The sequence below is a fragment of the Stenotrophomonas sp. WHRI 8082 genome (genome assembly GCF_040223995.2).
In the GTDB taxonomy this organism is placed as follows: Bacteria; Pseudomonadota; Gammaproteobacteria; order Xanthomonadales; family Xanthomonadaceae; genus Stenotrophomonas.
Genome location: NZ_CP167826.1, coordinates 129,398 through 144,365, shown reverse-complemented (window position 1 = coordinate 144,365; position 14,968 = coordinate 129,398). Strand labels below are relative to the sequence as shown.

16 protein-coding genes are annotated in these 14,968 nt (G+C 67.0%); all 16 read right to left on the bottom strand.

Annotated elements, in window-relative coordinates; translation table 11 throughout:
* Nucleotides 1–281 precede the first annotated feature (281 nt).
* Nucleotides 282–1,400 carry a flagellar hook-length control protein FliK gene (locus tag ABRP17_RS00625; RefSeq protein ID WP_349986102.1) on the bottom strand — a complete coding sequence of 373 codons (1,119 nt, stop codon included), beginning with the start codon at nt 1,398–1,400 and terminating at the stop codon, nt 282–284.
* Complete coding sequence (fliJ, locus tag ABRP17_RS00620) at nt 1,400–1,858, bottom strand: flagellar export protein FliJ (protein WP_349986104.1); 459 nt, start codon at nt 1,856–1,858, stop codon at nt 1,400–1,402. The genes ABRP17_RS00625 and fliJ overlap by 1 nt, the downstream gene beginning before the upstream one ends.
* Nucleotides 1,855–3,240: a FliI/YscN family ATPase gene (locus ABRP17_RS00615; RefSeq protein WP_188324114.1), complete on the bottom strand. Its 1,386-nt coding sequence runs from the start codon at nt 3,238–3,240 to the stop codon at nt 1,855–1,857. The genes fliJ and ABRP17_RS00615 overlap by 4 nt, the downstream gene beginning before the upstream one ends.
* Complete coding sequence (locus ABRP17_RS00610) at nt 3,237–3,866, bottom strand: FliH/SctL family protein (protein WP_349986105.1); 630 nt, start codon at nt 3,864–3,866, stop codon at nt 3,237–3,239. Before ABRP17_RS00610 ends, ABRP17_RS00615 begins: the two co-directional genes overlap by 4 nt.
* Entirely contained in the window at nt 3,863–4,849 is a 987-nt protein-coding gene (gene fliG, locus ABRP17_RS00605; RefSeq protein ID WP_188327283.1) for a flagellar motor switch protein FliG, read from the bottom strand. Before fliG ends, ABRP17_RS00610 begins: the two co-directional genes overlap by 4 nt.
* A 7-nt stretch (nt 4,850–4,856) precedes the next feature.
* Nucleotides 4,857–6,497: a flagellar basal-body MS-ring/collar protein FliF gene (gene fliF, locus ABRP17_RS00600; RefSeq protein ID WP_188324113.1), complete on the bottom strand. Its 1,641-nt coding sequence runs from the start codon at nt 6,495–6,497 to the stop codon at nt 4,857–4,859.
* Between the two features lie 12 nt (nt 6,498–6,509).
* On the bottom strand, nt 6,510–6,872 hold the full coding sequence (fliE, locus tag ABRP17_RS00595; RefSeq protein WP_188324112.1) for a flagellar hook-basal body complex protein FliE: 363 nt from the start codon (nt 6,870–6,872) through the stop codon (nt 6,510–6,512).
* Between the two features lie 184 nt (nt 6,873–7,056).
* Nucleotides 7,057–7,494: a hypothetical protein gene (locus ABRP17_RS00590; protein WP_349986106.1), complete on the bottom strand. Its 438-nt coding sequence runs from the start codon at nt 7,492–7,494 to the stop codon at nt 7,057–7,059.
* A gap of 178 nt (nt 7,495–7,672) precedes the next feature.
* Nucleotides 7,673–9,154, bottom strand: a complete 1,482-nt coding sequence (locus ABRP17_RS00585; protein WP_188324110.1) for a sigma-54 dependent transcriptional regulator — start codon at nt 9,152–9,154, stop codon at nt 7,673–7,675.
* A gap of 1 nt (nt 9,155) precedes the next feature.
* Nucleotides 9,156–9,530 (bottom strand): response regulator transcription factor, encoded by a 375-nt coding sequence (locus ABRP17_RS00580; RefSeq protein ID WP_188324109.1) that lies wholly within the window; start codon nt 9,528–9,530, stop codon nt 9,156–9,158.
* Nucleotides 9,531–9,542: 12 nt separating this feature from the next.
* Complete coding sequence (rpoN, locus tag ABRP17_RS00575) at nt 9,543–10,952, bottom strand: RNA polymerase factor sigma-54 (RefSeq protein WP_349986578.1); 1,410 nt, start codon at nt 10,950–10,952, stop codon at nt 9,543–9,545.
* Nucleotides 10,953–11,201: 249 nt separating this feature from the next.
* Nucleotides 11,202–11,837: a response regulator transcription factor gene (locus tag ABRP17_RS00570; protein WP_188324108.1), complete on the bottom strand. Its 636-nt coding sequence runs from the start codon at nt 11,835–11,837 to the stop codon at nt 11,202–11,204.
* 273 nt (nt 11,838–12,110) lie between these two features.
* Nucleotides 12,111–12,689 (bottom strand): PilZ domain-containing protein, encoded by a 579-nt coding sequence (locus tag ABRP17_RS00565; RefSeq protein WP_192093677.1) that lies wholly within the window; start codon nt 12,687–12,689, stop codon nt 12,111–12,113.
* Complete coding sequence (locus ABRP17_RS00560) at nt 12,686–12,985, bottom strand: hypothetical protein (protein ID WP_188324106.1); 300 nt, start codon at nt 12,983–12,985, stop codon at nt 12,686–12,688. Before ABRP17_RS00560 ends, ABRP17_RS00565 begins: the two co-directional genes overlap by 4 nt.
* Nucleotides 12,982–13,401, bottom strand: coding sequence for a flagellar export chaperone FliS (gene fliS, locus ABRP17_RS00555; RefSeq protein WP_188324105.1), 420 nt, complete (start codon nt 13,399–13,401; stop codon nt 12,982–12,984). Before fliS ends, ABRP17_RS00560 begins: the two co-directional genes overlap by 4 nt.
* 113 nt (nt 13,402–13,514) lie before the next feature.
* The gene (gene fliD, locus ABRP17_RS00550; RefSeq protein ID WP_349986576.1) at nt 13,515–14,870 is read right to left on the bottom strand and encodes a flagellar filament capping protein FliD; all 1,356 of its coding nucleotides are present in this window, start codon (nt 14,868–14,870) and stop codon (nt 13,515–13,517) included.
* Nucleotides 14,871–14,968 lie beyond the last annotated feature (98 nt).

Below are 14,968 nucleotides of genomic sequence, written 5' to 3'. Positions count from 1 at the left end.
CGCCGAGCACGGCTCGGCGCTACCGCAGGCCCCGTTGACCTATCGGGTGGAGGGAGCCCCTGAGTCAGGGGCGGCCGCGACAGCGGCGGGGTGTGGGTGCTGGTGAAGGGGGGCCCATGGTTTGCGCAGCAAATCGTGGGAGCGGCAGCGCGAATGCGATGACGTGGACCCGTCCCCCGAACAGCTCCACCGCCCGGCCCAACCCACGTAAACCGCTTCTGACGACCCACCACGAGGGGCTCAGCCGTTCGCCGCGACGGATTACTGGCGGCGGTAATCCGTCACGCGTGGACGTCGAGCAGGCCCCGCTGGCGGATCAGCTGGGCGCTGGAAAGCGTGACCTCTGCGATGCCGCGCTCGGCTTCGCGTCCTTCGCCGGTGACGTTGCTCCGCTGCTCACCCTGGCCCGGCTCGCCCTGCGGCTGATGGCCGACATCGGCGTGGGCCAGCTGGAAGCCTTGCTCACCCAGCAGTTCGCGCAGCCGCGGCAGGCTGCTTTCGAGCGCGTGGCGGACTTCTACATGCGGACTGCTGAAACTGGCGTGGACCTTGTCGCCGTCCATCTGCAGGCGCACGTCGATCGCCCCCATGTCATCGGGACTGATGCGGATGTGGGCGTGGCCGATCTTCTGCTCGGCCAGCCAACCCACCTTGGCACTGACGGCGTCGTCGAAGCCGTCCTGGCCCAGCACCGGCGTCGGATTCGGATCGCTCATGCGCGCCACGGCGGGTTCGCTGCCGGTGCGCATCGCCTGCAGTGAGGACAGGCCGAACAGCAGGCCGGGTGTGGTAGCCGTGTCGTCGCTGGCCGCGGCCTCGTCCGTGCCGCCCGAGGCCATGAGGGCATCCATCAGGTCGGCAGGCAGTTCGGCATCGCCGGCTTCCGCGTCCACGGCGACGGCAAATCCGGCGGAGGGGGCTGCGGCGGCGATCGGCAGTGCCGGCGATGCCATGGCCGGGGATGTCATCGCGGCAGTGGAGGTCGACGGGCTGGTGAGTGCGGCGGACGCTTCCGTGGCGGCCGGCGGCATCGACAGCAGCAGGCCGGCCAAGCCGGCGGGCGGCCACTCAGGCACGTCATCACGATGCTCGACACCGTCAGGTTGGGCCGCCGGGCTGACGGCGGCTTCGGTGTCTGCCACCTCATCCGGGCTGGGCTCACGGGTGCCGCCGTCCTGTGCTGAAGACGGGCGGTCCTTGCGGGTCGCGGTGGTGTCGGACGGCGTGTCGGCGTTCGCGTTCTGCTGGGACCGTGGTGGACGCGAGGGGCTGTCCGCCTGCTGCAGCATGCGGTCGAATCCGTCGGCGCCGTCCTTGCCGCGCGGTGCGTTGCCGCGCGGCGACGTGCCCGCAGCGGCCACTGCGGTTCCAGCGGTACTGCCCCCCAACGTCGGCGCCATCACGACTGCACCCCGGAATCGGGGTCTGCGACCTGCTGCAGGCGGGATCGCCGGGCGCCGAGATCGTCCATCTCGCGCTGGGTGCGCTTTTCGGCGACCTGCTGTTCCTGCGCGCGATAACTGGCCGCCAGCTGCTCAAGCACCTTCTTGTCACGGCTGGCAAGCAGCAGGCGCGCGCGTTCGGCTTCCACTCTCTCGCGGTTGCTGTCCACGTTCTGGGTCTGCTGGGTGACCGCACTGTCCAGCCGGTCCAGGAAGGCGCGACGATTCAATAGTTGTGCCGGGCTGGTCGCGGCCATCTGCGCATTGGCGTACTCATCGGCATAGCGCCGCAGTTCGTCCAGTCGCGAAAGATGCGTGTCCAGGGTGCGCTGGCGGTCAGCCAGCTCGCGCGCCACGGTGTCTTCTTTTTCCTGCGCGCGCTTGAGCAGCGGATCGATACGCTTTGATTGCATCATGCCGCGTGCTCCGGTTCCACCAGGCGCTTGAGGGCGGCCTGGCTGTGGGGAAGGTCGGCCGCCTTGGCGACGTCCTGGCCGAGGAACTCGACGATCTCGGGCCAGCGCTCCAACGCTTCGTCCGTCGCCGCATCGTTGCCGCGCTGGTAGGCGCCGATCGCGATCAGGTCGCGATTGGACGAATAGGCCGAGACCAGCCGCTTCAACTTGCGGATGCGCAGGCGCCAGGCTTCATCGGCGATTTCCGTGACCACGCGGCTGACCGATGATTCCACGTCGATTGCCGGGTACAGGCCGCTGTCGGCCACCCGCCGCGAGAGCAGGATATGACCGTCGAGAATGGCGCGCGCGGCATCGGCGATCGGATCCTGCGGATCATCGCCTTCGGTCAGCACGGTGTAGAACGCGGTGATGGAGCCGCGGCCCTTGGCCCCGTTGCCGGCCCGTTCGACCAGTGCCGGCAGCTTGGCGAACACCGAGGGCGGATAGCCGCGGGTGGTCGGCGGTTCGCCAACGGACAGACCGATCTCACGCTGGGCCTGGGCGAAGCGGGTCAGGGAATCCATCAGCAGCAAAACGTTCAGGCCCTGGTCGCGGTACCACTCGGCGATGGCGGTAGCACGGTAGGCGCCATGCAGGCGTGCCAGCGGCGGACGGTCGGCGGGTGCAGCCACGACCACCGCGCGGCGCAGGCCCTCTTCGCCCAAGGTGGATTCGACGAAATCACGGACTTCGCGGCCACGTTCACCGATCAGGCCGACCACGATGACGTCTGCCGAGGTGAAGCGGGTCATCATGCCCAGCAGCGTTGACTTACCCACACCGGAGCCGGCGAACAGGCCCACGCGCTGGCCGCGGCCGATCGGCAGCAATGCGTTGATCGCGCGCACGCCGACATCCAGTGGCTGGGTGATCGGTTCGCGGGCGAGTGGGTTCATCGACACGCCGGCCATGCCCACCGAGCCCTCCGCGCGGATGGGTCCCTTTCCGTCCAGCGGCACACCATCACTGTCGATGACACGCCCCAGCAGGCCTTCGCCCACGTCCACGCCGCCACCACGGCGCAGCGAAGGCACCACCCGCGCATTGGGCAGCAGGCCGTGCAGTTCGGCGCTGGGCATCAGGTAGGTGCGATCGCCGGCGAACCCGACCACTTCCGAGTCCACCCAGCCGCCGTCCACTTCCACCTTGCAGCTGGCGCCCAGCGGCGCTTCGCAGCCGACAGCTTCGAGGGTCAGGCCCACGGCGCGACGCAGTACACCCTCGCGGATGAGTCCGCGCCCGTGCAGCGTGTCGAACTTCAAAGCGTCCAGGCGGGCACCGAGGCGCAGGTTGCGTGCACCGGTCCATTCCGGCGGCAGCGGCAGATCGATCGTGCTCATGCGCCGGCTCCTACTTGTCGCATCACTTTGTCCAGCGCACCGCGCAGGCGGGCCTCCAGCGTGCCGTCGATGCGCACGCTCTCCGCGTGGACGCGCAGGTCGCCACGGCCCAGCGCGGGGTCGGGCACCAGACGCTGCTGCGGTGACAAGGTGAGCAGGGGGGCGAGGGCGGCGATGTCATCCGGATGCAGGCGCACTTCCACCTCGCGGCTGCTGCCACCGACGGCGTCAACGCCTTCTGCGACCAGCTGCGCCAGCAGCTCCGGATCCACTTCGTACGCGCGTCCGACCAGGCTGCCGGCAATGCGCACGGCCAGCTCGCCGAGCGCGGCGACGGCTTCGTTTTCCAGACGCACCAAGGGGCGGCTGAAGTTGTCCAGGATGCCCTCGATCTGTGCGACGACGCGGCGCACCTCGGCCTGGCCCTGGGCAAAGCCTTCGGCATGCCCATGGCTGAAACCTTCTTTCTCGGCGCTGTCCTGGATGGCCTGGATTTCTTCCAGGGTAGGGGGCTGCAGCAGCGGCTCCGGTTCGTGCTCCGGCTCGCCCTGCAGCAGGTGCTCGTCGAGCAGCGGCTGCGCATCGGCCAGCAGGTCGGGTGCATTCCAGCGGATGGCCGTGTTCACAGCATGGCCTCCGCGCTGCCACCGAGGGCGACCGTGCCCTCATCGGCCATGCGCTTGACGATGGCAAGGATCTCGCGCTGCGCCCCTTCCACGTCGGACAGGCGTACCGGACCGCGCGCTTCCATGTCTTCCAGCAGGATCTCCGCCGCGCGCTGGGACATGTTGCGGGTGATCTTGTCGCGCACCTTGATGTCCGCACCGCGCAGGGCCAGGCCCAGCCGTTCGCCGCTCACTTCGCGCAGCACCAGCTGCATCTCGCGGTCGTCCAGGTCGACCAGGTCGTCGAAGACGAACATCATTTCCTGGATGCGCCCGCTGAGCGAGGCATCCACGCGTGCGATCTCGCCCAGGATGACCTGGTCCTGTCCGCTGTCCATGAAGTTCAGGATGTTGGCGGCCACCTGCACGCCGCCGATATTCGACGACTTCAGGTTCTGGTTGCCGGAGAACTGGCGTTCCATGATTTCGTTGAGCTCATTGAGCGCGTTGGGCGGGATGCCGTCCAGCGTGGCGATGCGCAGCAGTACGTCCACGCGGGTGCGCTCCGGCAACAGCTTCAGCGCATCGGCGGCCTGGTCGGTTTCCAGGTGGGCCATGACGATGGCGATGATCTGCGGGTGTTCGTTGCGCACCAGGTCGGCGACCGCGCGCGGATCCATCCACTTCAGCGCATCCAGGCCCGTCGTGTTGCGTCCGAGCAGGATGCGGTCGATCAGGCTGCTGGCTTTCTCGCTGCCCAGTGCCTGCACCAGCATGTTGCGGATGTAGTCGTCCGAGCCGACACCGAGGGAGGTCTTGGAGGTCAGCTCGTTGTTGAAGCTGTCCATCACGCCTTCTACCTGCTCGCGGGTGACATTGCTCATGGTCGCCATGGCGATGCCGATCTTCTGCACCTCCTTGGGCTCCATGTGGCGCAGCACGTCGGCGGCTTCCTGCTCACCCAGGGAAAGCAGCAGGATAGCCGCGCGCTGTACGCCGCTGATCGGCACCTCATTCATGCGCCACCCACCCCTTGACGACCTGCGCGACGCGCTTGGAATCGGTTTTCACTGCTTCGCGTGCCATGCGCAGGCGCTCTTCATAGGAATCCACCGGCAGGGCCAGCGGTACGCTGCCGAGGCTGCTGCGGTCACGCTCCAGCGCGGGCAGGTCCATGTCATCGTCCACCAACTGCACGTCGGCGGTCAGCGGATCCTGTCCGAGCTGTGCCGGGCGCGGGCCGTTGCCGCTGATCGCGCGCAGTGCCGGACGCAGCACGCCGAACAACAGGGCCAGCACGACCACCGCACCCAGCAGCAGGCGCAGGCCATCCTGCACCCACGGCAGCTCCCACCACTTGGGACCTTCCACCGGAATGACTTCACGCACGAAGGGCGCGTTCATCACTGACACCGTGTCGCCGCGCTCGGCATTGAAGCCGACCGCCTGCTTCACCAGGCCCTCGATGCGGGTGAGTTCGGCGGCCGATAGCGCCTGCTCGGTCACCTTGCCATTGGCACCGGGACGCGGGACGTTGTCCAGCAGTACCGCCACCGACACGCGCTCGATGCGTCCGGCAGGTTGGCGGGTGTGCTGCAGGGTGCGGTCCAGTTCGTAGTTGCGGGTGGCGTTGCGCGAGGTTTCGGTCGGCGCTGCCGTCGCCGCCGCAGGCGCGGGCTGTCCCGGCGGTGCATTGCTGGCAGCCCCTGGCACGCCCTGCGGACCGGTTGCGGCGGTGGAATTTTCGCTGGTCTGCTCACTGCGCACCTTGGCCGGCTCGCCGTTGTAGAGCTCGCGGGCTTCTTCGGTGGTGGAAAAGTCCATCGCCACGCTGACTTCCGGTTTGACCCGCCCCGGGCCGGTCATCGGCTCCAGCAGCTCACGGATGCGCTGGTTGAACGAGGTTTCCTGGCGGCGTACCTGCTCGAACTGTGCCGCATTCAAGGCCGCTTCGCTGTTCGGATCGGACACGCTCAGCATGCGCCCACTCTGGTCGACCACGGTCACGCGTTCCGGGGTGAGGTCGGGGATGCTGGCGGCGACCATGTGCACGATCGCGTCGACCTGACCGCGCTCCAGCTGCTGGCCACCGCGCAGTTCCAGCACCACCGACGCGCTGGCGACATCGCGCTGGCGGGTGAAGGCGCTGGGCTTGGGGATGGCCAGGTGCACGCGCGAATCGCGCACCGGACGCAGCGTGTTGATGGTGCGCGACAGCTCGGTTTCCAGTGAATGCTGGTAGCGGGCGCTTTCCACGAACTGGCTGACGCCGAAGCCAGGATCGCGCTCCATCAGCTCGAAACCGAGGCGTCCGTTGTCGGTCAGGCCGGAGCTGGCCAGCTTCAGCCGCGCATCGTGCAGGTTCTTCTCCGGCACGGTGATGCCACCGGTGGCCGCATCCAGCTCGAAGGGAATCTGCGCCGCGCGCAGCAGGTCGGTGGCTTCGGCGGTGGCCTTCTGGTCCAGGCCGGTGTACAGCGGCACCATGCCGGGCTTCTGCGACCAGAAGAACACCGCCAGGCCGGCGGCGACGGCGACCGCGATCATGGCCATCAGGCCGAGGCGGCGTGCGATCTGCAGGCTCTGCAGGCGATCAAACCACTGGCCGGCCTTCTCGCCGTTCAGTGCTTCCTTGGAAAGGGTGAGTGCCATGGGATGCGGTCCTTACAGCGGCATGTTCATCACGTCCTGGTAAGCCTGGACGAGACGGTTGCGGACTTCCACGGTGGCACGGAAGGCGATCTGCGATTGCTGCGAGGCGATCATGACCTTGGCCAGGTCGGCACCGGGTACGCCCAGCTCGAAATCACGCGCCAGTCCACCCGACTTCGCCTGTGCTTCGTTCACCGATGACAATGCGCCACGCAGGGTATCGCTGAAGCTGGTCGGCGCAGGGCCGCCGATGGCGGTTCCGCCCGGGATCGCATTGGTACGCGGCATCTCCGACAGCGGACTGGACAGCGGCTGGGTGGCCTGCGTCTGGAAGCTGCGGATCTGCGAAAGGATCGAGGTGACGGAGTGGCTCATGTGGCGCGATTCCATGGAACGGGAACAGGGAGTTGCCCTGATGCCGATGCAAGCGCCGTGCCGGAACCGTTAATGTTTGCCGAACGTCTGTCGGGCGGGGAGGACAGCGCCTTTCTGTGAGCGCTGAAGGCGCTGTCCCCAGGAGACGTCGGAAATCCGGCGTCGGGTTTCCGCCTCCGTTCCGTCAATGCGGCTGCAGCGTCCACGTGCCGCCATTCTGGCGACGCTTCGGTGGGAGGGGACCGTCGAACTGGGTGAACACGAAGCGGCCCTGCAGGTCGGTCTGGCAGGTCAGCAGCAACTGGTAATGGCTGTCGCCCGCTTCAAACGCTTCGTGCATGTCGATCGCGGCGATGTTGGCGGCGATCCGTTGGTAGTGGTACGTGCCCTGATAGCGCAGGCGCGTGCCGAGTACGGTGAGCAGGTAATGGCCACCGCTGAAGTCGACCCGCACCATGCGGCCCGCATTCGGGTTGTCCGGTCGCCACAGGGGATCGGTGAGGTTGGTCAGGCGGCGGCTGTCGATGCTGCTGGGCATGCTGCAGCCGGGCGGTTGAGCCGGGGCGGCGACCGCAGCATGGACCAGCAGGCAGGAGGCGAGGACAGAAGGCAGGATGCGCATGGGCGGCTCCAGAGAAGCGGAGTGTCCAGCGTGTGGCGCAGTGGCGGCCGTGGCTCTGAGGAAATATGCAAAGTGTGCGTTGTAGCGCCGAGCCGTGCTCGGCGGAATGCTGGCCGCGTGCGGGGTCACGGAAGGCGCCGCTGCGCTCGCCGAGCGTGGCTCGGCGCTACCGGGTCGGTCAGCCGGTCATTTCCGGCTGATCGCGTTCGATGCCGTACTTGCGCAGCTTTTCCACCAGCGTGGTACGGCGCAGGCCGAGCAACTGGGCGGCGTGGGCGACGACGCCCTGGGTCCGTTCCAGCGCTTCATGGATCAGCGCCAGTTCGATGTTGGCCATGTGGTTGCGCAAGTCCAGGCCATCATCGGGCAACGCGGCCGGGGCGGCCGGCGCCGCGTGGGCGTGCTGGCCAGGCGCATGGAAGGAGAAGCTGCGCAGGTCCAGGCGCTCTTCACCTTCCGGCGCATTCGCCGCGACGGGCGCCGCTGGCGTGGCCACGGTCGGGATGTCGGCGCGGTAGCGCACCGGCAGGTCCTGCACGCGCACGGTGCCGCCCGGATGCAGCACGGCCAGGCGCTCCACCAGGTTGGTCAGCTCACGCACATTGCCCGGCCATGCATAGGCGGTCAGCGCCTGCAGGGCTTCGGGGGAGAAGCGCACTTCGCCGCGCCCGGTCCGCGCCAGCTGGCCGGCGATGGTTTCTGCCAGCGTCGGCAGATCCTCCAGGCGCTCGCGCAGGGCCGGTACGTCGATGGGGAACACATTGAGCCGATAGAACAGGTCCTCGCGGAACTTGCCATCGGCAATGCGGCTTTCCAGGTCGCGGTGGGTCGCCGCGATCACGCGCACGTTGCAGCGGATCGTTTCGTTCCCACCCACGCGCTCGAAGCTGCGTTCCTGCAGCACGCGCAGCAGCTTGACCTGCATCGGCAGGCTCATATCGCCGATTTCGTCCAGCAGCAGCGTGCCGCCCTCGGCCATTTCGAAGCGGCCTTTGCGGGTGCTCAGTGCGCCCGTGAACGCCCCTTTTTCGTGACCGAACAGTTCGCTTTCCAACAGGTCCGGCGGAATCGCGCCGCAGTTGATCGCGACGAACGGGCCGTCGCGGCGCGGCGAACGCTGGTGGATCGCACGCGACACCACTTCCTTGCCGGTGCCGGATTCACCCAGCACCAGCACTGTGGTGTCGAACGCGGCGACCTGCTCGATCATCTGCCGCAGCGCGATGACCGCCGGCCCGGTGCCGGTGGGTCCCTGTTCCTGCACGGTGCCGGCCTGGTGTTCGGCATCCAGTCGCTTCAGGCTCGCGCGGCGCAGCAGCGCTTCCATCTGGGCATGGCGCAGCGGCGCTTCCAGCGGCCACACATTGGCCTCGTGCAGGCCATGGCGTCGCGCGAAGGCGGGGGCATCCCCGTCGATCAGCAGCACCGGCGGCGGCAGGCTGCTCTGGCCCAGCCACTGGTACAGCGAGGCACTGGAATCACTGTCGTCCAACTCGCCGACGATCACCGCCATCCAGTCGTTCTGGCGGTAACGGCCCGTGGAAAAATCCGCCGCGTCGGCGACCCAGCGCGGATTGAAATCCATGAACTCCAGCAGGGCAACGGTGTGCTCGGCGCGGACGGCATCGTTGTCCAGCAGCAGGATCCGTGACTCGCTCATCTCAGTTTTCCTTCAGCCCTTCCAGAATCGGCATGACTTCCTGGATATAGGACAGCTTGCTGACGAAATTGTCGGCACCGGCGCGCAGGGCGTGCTCGCGGTGTTCGGCATCGTCGAAGTGGCTGGCGATGACGATGTACGGCGCGTCATCCTGCGATTTGATCAGCCGCGTGGCCTGCAGTCCGCCCATCTCGGGCATGGCCAGGTCCATCAGCACGACCTTCGGGCGCAGGCTTTCCGAACGTTCTATGGCTTCCAGGCCGTTACCGGCGCTGCCGACCACGGCCAGCCATTCCACCTTGCGGAAGTGGCGCATGGCGGCATTGATGAAACCCTCGTGGTCATCCACCAGCAACACGGTCAGCTTGTTGTCCATTCCAGTTCGTCCTCAGCCCGTCCGGGCCATCAGCGGTTGCCGGACGGTCTGCCGGCGGCGTTCGCGGGCCGGAGCGATGTCCAGTTGTTCCCGGTATTTTGCAACGGTCCGGCGTGCGATGTTCACCCCTTGTCGCGCCAGCAGTCCGGCGATCGCCTCATCGGCCAGCGGCCGGCCGGCCGGTTCGGACTCGATCAGGCGGCGCACCATGGCTTTCACGGCCGCGCCGGACACGCTGGCCCCTTCAAGGCGCACCGCGAAGAAGTGCTTCAACTCGAAGGTGCCGCGCGGGGTCTGCAGGTATTTTCCGGTGGTAATGCGCGAAATCGTCGATTCGTGCATGCCGATCGCATCGGCCACTTCCTTCAGCGTCAGCGGTGCCATGGCCTCGTCGCCACGGGTCAGGAAGGCGGCCTGCCGCTCCACGATCACCCGCGCCGTGCGCAGCAGGGTGTCATGGCGCATCGACAGCCCGCGGGTCAGCCAGCGCGCTTCAGCCAGCATTTCGCGCATCGCCGGGCTGGCGTCGGGGCAGTCTGCCAAGGCCTGTTCATAATCACGGTTGATGCTCACGCGGCGGCTGCCACGGGTGTTCAGGGCGACCCGCCACTGTCCGTCAGCGTGCCAGGCACTGACATCCGGCACCACGGTGGCATTGCTTTCCGGCAGCAGGCTGTCGCCCGGGCGCGGCTGCAGGGAAAGGATCAGCCGAACCGCCTCGCAGATGTCCGCTACGTCGGCATCGCATGCGTTGGCCAATGCGGCGTAGTCGTGGCCGGCGAGCAGATCCAGCGGCCCGCGCAGGATGCGGCGTGCCAGATGGCGGGCCGCGACCGTGCCCGGCAGCGCATCCAGCTGTGCCAACAGGCACTCGGCCAGGTCCTGCGCGGCCATGCCGGCCGGGTCACCGTGCAGCAGGCGCTGGCGGACCGCTTCCACTTCCGTGGCCGGGATGTCCAGATGGGCGCTGGCCAGCAGGTGCAGTTGCGCCAGCGGCGCGTCCAGATAGCCGGCGTCGTCGCAATGCTCCAGCCAGAAGGCGGCAACGGCCAAGTCGCGCTCGTCCAGTTCCAGCGCCAATGATTGCAGCACGCGCAGCTGGGGATCGCTGGAATGTCCGGCAGCGATGCGCGCCATGCGGTCATCGTCGCCGTCCTGCCAGCTCGCGCCGGGCACGTCCCACATGCCGCTGTCTGGCAGTTCGTCGAAGGCCGCCGTCTCCAGCGAGGCCTCCGGTCCGGCCGGGCCATCCGCTGCCGATTCGCTGGCCTCTTCGATTTCCAGCAACGGGTTGTTTTCCAGAGCGCGCTGGATTTCCTGCTCCAACTGCAGGCCGTTGAGCTGCAACAGGCGGATCGACTGCAGCAATTGCGGCGTCAGGTGGAGGTTCTGGCCCAGCTGGACATTGAGTGCGGCTTTCATCTGCATTCCCCGTCGCCATCCCCGGCGCGTTATGGAACACATCTTGCTTGTAGGCACGACGGGGTGTAATCGGGGCGTTCCTTAGGGCCTTGGTGCATCTCCTGACGCCGCGTCAGGAAAACCCTTACAGCGCAACCGAATTCCGTCGCGTGTCGATGCTAAGTGCCTGAATGTGCGTTGCCGGCGACCGCGGCGTCGGCCTTAGGGCACGCTCATCCTGTCGGGGTGACGGGAAAGCGACGCCGGCGATCAGCCCAGGTCGGTCTGATGGCGAGCCGCCATCAGCACCAGATCGTTCGCGCGGCGGCAGCCCAGCGATTCCATCATCCGGGCGCGATGGGTCTCGACGGTTTTCACGCTGATGCCGAGGTCGGCCGCCATTTCCTTGTTGCTCTGGCCGGCGCCGATACGTCGCAGGATCTCGCGCTGGCGCGGCGAGAGGGCAGCGACGCCGACCGGCTTTTCCCGGCCTCCCAGCAGCGGGGCGAGCATCTTCGCGGAGATCTGCGGGCTGAGGAAGACCTGTCCGGCATGGGCGGCACGCAATGCCAGCTCCAGTTCGGCCGGCGCCGCATCCTTGACCACGAAGCCTACCGCGCCGCGGTCAAGGGCATCGCGCACGTGGGCAGCGTCGTCGTGCATGGTCATCATCACCACGCGTGAGCCAGGGGCCCGCAGCAGAATATCGCTGAGTGCTTCCAACCCGCTGCGACCGGGCAGGGATAGATCCATCAGTACGACGTCGGGGGCATGCTGCAGGGCCTGCTGCAAGGCCTGTTCGGCGTTGCTGGCCTCGGCCACCACGTGCACGTCAGCGAATCCCTGCAGCAGCCGGCCCAAGCCAGCACGAACTAGGGTGTGGTCGTCGACGATCAGAACGCGCAAGGGCAGCAACTAAGGGCAGGAGAGCGCCCACCTTAACGGACCGGGGCCGGGCAGCCAATAGCGACAGGCCGGGACAGCGACGGCCGTCGCGGAACGGTATGGAGCCGTTGTCATGCCAGCCGCGAGCGGGTCGCTGTTGTAGCGCCGAGCCGTGCTCGGCGGAATGCTGGCCGCGTGCGGGGTGACGGACGGCGCCGCTGCGCTCGCCGAGCGTGGCTCGGCGCTACCGGGTTGGTTCGTGCGGGATGCAGTTGTGGCGCCGGCCGCGTGCGCTCAGCGGTGACGGCGGGCGTCGGCGATCTGTCGCCGGTGCATCCGGAACAGGTGGCGTTCCAGCGCCATTTCCAGGCCTTCGCCCAGTTCGCTGAAACGCAGCCACAGGTAATGCCCGCCGGCGCCGTTGGCTGCCTCGGCTACCACCTGGACCGGCAGATCAACATGATCAGGGAGCCAGTCGCTGGGCTGCAGGCGGACCACGCCTTGGCTGCCGATGGCCGCCCCGCTGCGCGGACCCAGCTGCAGGCGGATGCCGCGCCGTGACCAGCGCAGGGGGCGTAGGGGCAGGGCATCACCCTGCTGGCGCACCAGACGGCCCACCAGCACCAGCACCAGGTCCAGCTTCGCTTCAATGCGCTGCTGGGCCAGGTTGGTCTCGCCGCGGTCGTCCTTGTCTTCGGCCCGGCTGTCTTCCACCAGTGCCACGCTGCGCAGCAGCTGTTCGGCAACCGATGCACGCACCACGCCGCTGCCACGCAGGAAGTCGGCGGGCAGGTCGACGTCGCAGCTGAGCGTCTCGTCGAACAGCTCGCTTTCGGCCGGATGGTGGATCAGGGGCGCGGCGGGATCGTTCATGCCAGCGATTCTGCCTTCAGGTAGGCATGGGCGGCGCGAAGGGAGCGCTTGCCCTGGTTGATGTGCGCTGCCGCTTCGTCGCGCAGCTGCACCATGCGGCCCATCACTTTGGCCTGGTGGGCCAGCAGGGCGTGGATGGCCTCGTCGGTAGGCCGCTCCACGGCCATCGACAGACCGGCGACCGCTTGCAGATGTTCGCTCATCAGCCGCTCGCTGTAGGCATGGTCACCCACCGGCAGCGCTGCTTCCAGCGTGTCCAGCGCGGCGTGCAGTGGCTGCAGCGAGGCGATGTTCATGGCGCGCCAGCGCCGCGGATCTGGCGCTGATCGGCAGGAATGGCGCTCCATGCCGAATCGATTTCAACCATCAGTCCCAGCGCGTCCTGCAAGGCGACGGGATCGTTGTTGAGGTTGGCCTCGGTGAGCCGCACGATCACGAACTCGTACAGGGCCGAGAGGTTGCCTGCGATCTCGCCGCCGGCTTCGTGGTCCAGCGAGCCGTCCAAATGACCCACGATCGAGCAGGCTTCGCCGATCGCTTTGCCTTTGCGTGCCTGGTCGTTGCGCTGCAGTGCGGCCTCGGCGGTGCGGATGCGTTCGCAGGCACCGGACAGCAGCAGCGCCACCAGCTTGTGCGGGTCGGCATCGACGACCGACGTGCTGACGCCGACCTTGCGGTACTGCTCGGCGAACTGCCGGTTTGTGGCGTACATGTATCAGTCTCCTGGGGTGCCATCGTGCCTGCGCTCCCAACAGGTGAGCGGGGGACGGCACCGGTGTTTCAATGGTATCGGCGGTGGGGCCGGTGAACTTGAGGCGGAATGGATCAGCTGCTGCTGTTGTTCTTGGCCAGGTTCTGCGACAGCGTGTTGCTCGCGGTTTGCATCTGCGTCACGAGGCCTTCCATCGCGGTGAACTGTTTCGTGTAGCGCTGAGATACGTTCTCCATGCGCGCATCCAGGTCATCAAGCTGCTTTTCCAGCGCCTTGATCTCCTTGTTCAGCGAATTGGTGCGCTGGGTGATCGTGCCCGTGGTGGTATCCAGATTGCTTTTCAGCAGGGCGGTCATGGACTTGCCGATGCTGCCCTCGGCACCGAACAGTGACTTCGCCGCTTCCGGGTTCTGCGCCATTGCGGTGTCCAGCTTCGCGGCATCCAGGCTCAGCGTGCCGTCGGCGGCAATGGTCATGCCCATTGCTTTCAGATCGTTGACGTTTGCGCTGAGCGAACTGCGCAACTGCTGCTGCAGGCCGCGCACCATCGCATCGCCGGTCAGCGTCGCGGCCGTGCCGGTCTCCGCGTTGTAGGCGCTGGAGCTCTTCAGCGTGCTCTGGATCGAGTTGTACGCAGTGATGAAGGCATTGAGATTGGTCTTCAGCACGCTGTTGTCCGGTGACAACGTAAGCGTCTGTTTTTTTCCTTCCTCCGCCTTGCTCAGGGTGAGCGTGACGCCGGGCACCAGGTCAGTGACCGTGTTGGAGCTGGAGGTGCGGGTGAAACCGTCCACCACGACCACGGCATCCTTGGCGGCGACCATCTCGGTCATCTTCGATGCGCCGGCCGGATCGTGCACCAGATCGGCCAGGCCACCGTTGCCGCCGCTGGTGCTGACGGTCAGTGCGCCCTTCGTGCCGGAATCCACGGCGCTGAGCACCAGATGCTGGCCATCATCAGCGGTAACCACTGCGGCGGTTACGCCCTTGCCACCCGCGGCGGAATTGATCGCAGCCGCTACTTCGGCCAGCTTCGCGCCGGCCGGGATGGTGACATTGATGGTCTTGTCACCGTAGCCGATGCTCAATGCGCCATCACCGATCACCGCGTCCTTTTCATAGGCCTTGGAGCTCAGCTTCTGGTTCTGCGCCAACGAACGTACTTCAACTTCATGCGTGCCCGCTGCGGGCTTGCCAGCGGTACTGGCGGTGTCGATCACCGCGGTGAAGTTGGATTCGGTCGGAGTGCTCGTCTTGATGCCTGGATTGGCAACGCCCTTGACCAGGTTGCCGAGGGCGGTCTGCAGGCCGGTCATGCCACTTTTGATGGTGCCCAGTGACGAAAGCTTGGCGCTGGCAGCCACGCCGGCGGTATTGATCTGGTTCTGCTTCGGCGCACGCTCGTTGGCGACGAGCTGGGACACGAAGCTGGCGATGTCGAGTCCAGAACCAATGCTACCGAGGGACATGGGAGAATCCTTGTGCAGTGACGGCACGAGCCGATGCCATGCATCTGCTATCGGCCGCGATAGGGCGAGCTTGAGCGCAAGTGCGCTTAGCCCCGTCA

Bases quoted from the DNA above. Each gene is read 5' to 3' on its own strand.
- ABRP17_RS00625 (WP_349986102.1), bottom strand. From the start codon at position 1,400: ATGGCGCCGACGTTGGGGGGCAGTACCGCTGGAACCGCAGTGGCCGCT.
- fliJ (WP_349986104.1), bottom strand. From the start codon at position 1,858: ATGATGCAATCAAAGCGTATCGATCCGCTGCTCAAGCGCGCGCAGGAA.
- ABRP17_RS00615 (WP_188324114.1), bottom strand. From the start codon at position 3,240: ATGAGCACGATCGATCTGCCGCTGCCGCCGGAATGGACCGGTGCACGC.
- fliF (WP_188324113.1), bottom strand. From the start codon at position 6,497: ATGGCACTCACCCTTTCCAAGGAAGCACTGAACGGCGAGAAGGCCGGC.
- fliE (WP_188324112.1), bottom strand. From the start codon at position 6,872: ATGAGCCACTCCGTCACCTCGATCCTTTCGCAGATCCGCAGCTTCCAG.
- ABRP17_RS00590 (WP_349986106.1), bottom strand. From the start codon at position 7,494: ATGCGCATCCTGCCTTCTGTCCTCGCCTCCTGCCTGCTGGTCCATGCT.
- ABRP17_RS00585 (WP_188324110.1), bottom strand. From the start codon at position 9,154: ATGAGCGAGTCACGGATCCTGCTGCTGGACAACGATGCCGTCCGCGCC.
- ABRP17_RS00580 (WP_188324109.1), bottom strand. From the start codon at position 9,530: ATGGACAACAAGCTGACCGTGTTGCTGGTGGATGACCACGAGGGTTTC.
- rpoN (WP_349986578.1), bottom strand. From the start codon at position 10,952: ATGAAAGCCGCACTCAATGTCCAGCTGGGCCAGAACCTCCACCTGACG.
- ABRP17_RS00565 (WP_192093677.1), bottom strand. From the start codon at position 12,689: ATGAACGATCCCGCCGCGCCCCTGATCCACCATCCGGCCGAAAGCGAG.
- ABRP17_RS00560 (WP_188324106.1), bottom strand. From the start codon at position 12,985: ATGAACATCGCCTCGCTGCAGCCACTGCACGCCGCGCTGGACACGCTG.
- fliS (WP_188324105.1), bottom strand. From the start codon at position 13,401: ATGTACGCCACAAACCGGCAGTTCGCCGAGCAGTACCGCAAGGTCGGC.
- fliD (WP_349986576.1), bottom strand. From the start codon at position 14,870: ATGTCCCTCGGTAGCATTGGTTCTGGACTCGACATCGCCAGCTTCGTG.